This is a genomic window from Pseudomonas sp. NPDC088429, assembly GCF_044753305.1.
Taxonomy (GTDB): domain Bacteria; phylum Pseudomonadota; class Gammaproteobacteria; order Pseudomonadales; family Pseudomonadaceae; genus Aquipseudomonas; species Aquipseudomonas rustica.
In genome coordinates this window covers 1-2774 of record NZ_JBIVMX010000143.1, presented here as the reverse complement: position 1 = coordinate 2774, position 2774 = coordinate 1, and the positions used below count along the sequence as shown (strand labels likewise).

General features: G+C 60.2%; 2 protein-coding genes and 1 pseudogene. All 3 read left to right on the top strand.

All coding sequences use genetic code 11. The annotated features are described in order from the left end of the window. Nucleotides 1-969, top strand: a 969-nt coding sequence (gene plsX / locus ACIP66_RS28445; RefSeq protein WP_400652589.1) for a phosphate acyltransferase PlsX, incomplete at its 5' end; no start/stop codon positions are given. Nucleotides 970-1092: 123 nt separating this feature from the next. Continuing rightward, nucleotides 1093-2031, top strand: a complete 939-nt coding sequence (fabD, locus tag ACIP66_RS28440; protein ID WP_159811495.1) for an ACP S-malonyltransferase — start codon at nt 1093-1095, stop codon at nt 2029-2031. A gap of 16 nt (nt 2032-2047) precedes the next feature. Beyond that, nucleotides 2048-2641: pseudogene (gene fabG, locus ACIP66_RS28435) on the top strand (3-oxoacyl-ACP reductase FabG); the annotation flags it as partial. Between the last annotated feature and the right edge of the window lie 133 nt (nt 2642-2774).

The following is a 2774-nucleotide window of genomic DNA, read 5'->3' as shown; positions in this document are numbered from 1 at the left end:
TTCGGTCCCCGCAGCATTGTTCAGGCCAGCCTTGCTTGCCTTTCTGCTACGCCCTCGCTGCACCTGACCCTCGTCGGTCAACCCTCCCTTCTTGAAGAATTGATCCACGGCCAATCGGCTGCCGATCGCGCGCGCCTGACGATTGTGGGTGCCAGCGAAGTCATCACCATGGACGAAAAACCGACTCAAGCCCTGCGTGGCAAGCCGGACTCGTCGATGCGTGTCGCCCTGGAACTGGTGCGTGATGGCAAGGCGCAAGCCTGTGTCAGTGCCGGCAATACCGGTGCGTTGATGGCGCTGTCGCGATTTGTGCTGAAGACCTTGCCGGGGATTGATCGCCCGGCGATGGTGGCGGCGATTCCGACGCAGAAGGGTTTTTGCCAGTTGCTCGATCTGGGTGCCAATGTCGATTGCAGTGCCGAGCATCTGCTGCAATTTGCGGTAATGGGTTCGGTGGCGGCGCAGACGCTGGGGATTAATCGTCCGCGTGTGGCGCTGCTGAATATCGGCACTGAAGACATCAAGGGTAACCAGCAGGTCAAACTGGCGGCGACGTTGTTGCAGGCTGCTCGTGGCATCAACTACATCGGCTTCATCGAAGGCGACGGGTTGTATCGTGGCGAGGCGGATGTGGTGGTGTGCGACGGTTTCGTCGGCAATATTCTGCTCAAATCCAGCGAAGGCCTGGCGACGATGATTGCTGCGCGCATCGAGGCGCTGTTCAAAAAGAATCTGGCGTCCCGTGCGGTGGGTGCGTTGGCGCTGCCATTGATGAAGCGTTTGCAGGCTGATCTGGCGCCGGCGCGACACAATGGCGCAAGCTTTCTCGGCTTGCAGGGCATCGTCGTGAAAAGTCACGGTTCGGCCGGTGTTCAGGGCTTCCAGAGTGCGATCCAGCGTGCGCTGATCGAGATTCAAGAGAACTTGCCTGAGCGTCTCCACGGTCGTCTGGAGGATTTGTTGTCTTAGGCGTTTTCGTCGGACAATGCTTAAATGTGACCGCCCGGTTCAAAGGGCCATCCAACTGTCAGTTTCTTGCGTCCCCAAGCGGGGCGTCATTTTCCGACGACAAGATCATTAGGGGCTTGTTACATGTCTGCTTCCCTCGCATTCGTCTTTCCAGGACAGGGTTCGCAGTCCCTCGGCATGCTGGCCGAGCTGGGCGCGCAATACCCGCTGATCCTCGAAACATTCCAAGAAGCCTCCGCTGCTCTGGGCTATGACCTGTGGGCACTGACCCAGCAGGGCCCGGAAGAGCTGCTCAATCAAACCGATAAAACCCAACCGGCCATTCTGACCGCTTCGATCGCCCTGTGGCGTCTGTGGCTGGCAGAAGGTGGCGCGCGTCCGGCCTTTGTTGCCGGTCACAGCCTGGGTGAATACAGCGCGCTGGTTGCCGCTGGCAGCCTGACGCTGGCTGACGCGGTGAAGCTCGTTGAGCGCCGTGGCCAACTGATGCAGGAAGCGGTTCCGGCCGGGCAGGGTGGCATGGCCGCCATCCTCGGTCTGGAAGACGCTGACGTGCTGGCAGCCTGCGCCGAAGCAGCGCAAGGAGAAGTGGTCAGCGCCGTCAACTTCAACTCGCCTGGCCAAGTCGTTATCGCCGGCGCCAAGGCTGCCGTTGAGCGCGCCATCGAAGGCTGCAAGGCCCGTGGTGCCAAGCGTGCCATGCCGCTGCCGGTGAGCGTGCCGTCGCACTGCGAGCTGATGCGTCCGGCCGCCGAGCGCTTTGCCGAATCCATCGCCGCCATCGACTGGCAGGCGCCGCAGATCCCGGTGGTGCAGAACGTCAGCGCGCAGGTGCCGGCTGATCTGGAAACCCTCAAGCGTGATCTGCTCGAGCAACTCTACAAGCCAGTGCGCTGGGTTGAATCGGTACAGACGCTGGCCGCCAAGGGCGCGACCAATCTGGTCGAGTGCGGCCCGGGCAAAGTCCTCGCCGGTCTGAACAAACGTTGCGCTGAAGGCGTGGCGACTTCCAACCTCAATACCCCAGACGCTTTCGCTGCCGCTCGCGCAGCGCAAGCCTGAATCAGGAGAAACTTGCATGAGTCTGCAAGGTAAAGTTGCACTGGTCACCGGCGCAAGCCGTGGCATTGGCCAGGCCATCGCGCTGGAACTGGGTCGTCAGGGCGCCATCGTTATTGGCACCGCGACCTCGGCTTCGGGTGCTGAGCGCATTGCTGCAACCCTGAAGGAAAACGGTATTCAGGGCACTGGCCTTGAGCTGAACGTGACCAGCGATGAATCGGTCAGCGCTGTGCTGGCGAGCATTCAGGAGCAGTTCGGTGCGCCAGTGGCGATCCTGGTCAATAATGCCGGCATCACCCGCGATAACCTGATGATGCGCATGAAAGACGATGAGTGGTACGACGTGATCGATACCAACCTGAACAGTCTATTCCGCCTGTCCAAGGGCGTTCTGCGCGGCATGACCAAGGCGCGCTGGGGTCGAATTATCAGTATTGGCTCGGTAGTGGGTGCCATGGGCAACGCTGGCCAAGTAAACTATGCAGCCGCCAAGGCCGGTCTGGAAGGTTTCAGTCGTGCCATGGCGCGTGAAGTCGGTTCGCGTTCGATTACGGTCAACTCGGTAACCCCAGGGTTTATCGACACCGATATGACCCGCGAACTGCCTGAATTTGTCCATTAGGAGTGAAAACAAGGTATGAGCACCATCGAAGAGCGCGTCTAGTAGATCGTTGCCGTGCGACTGGGTGGTAAAGTAGAAGAAGTGGTTAACACCGCTTCCTTCGTAGTAGGCCTGGGTGCCG

What these genes read in the sequence shown, in the direction of transcription:
- fabD (WP_159811495.1), top strand. Translation starts at nt 1,093, where the DNA reads ATGTCTGCTTCCCTCGCATTCGTCTTTCCAGGACAGGGTTCGCAGTCC.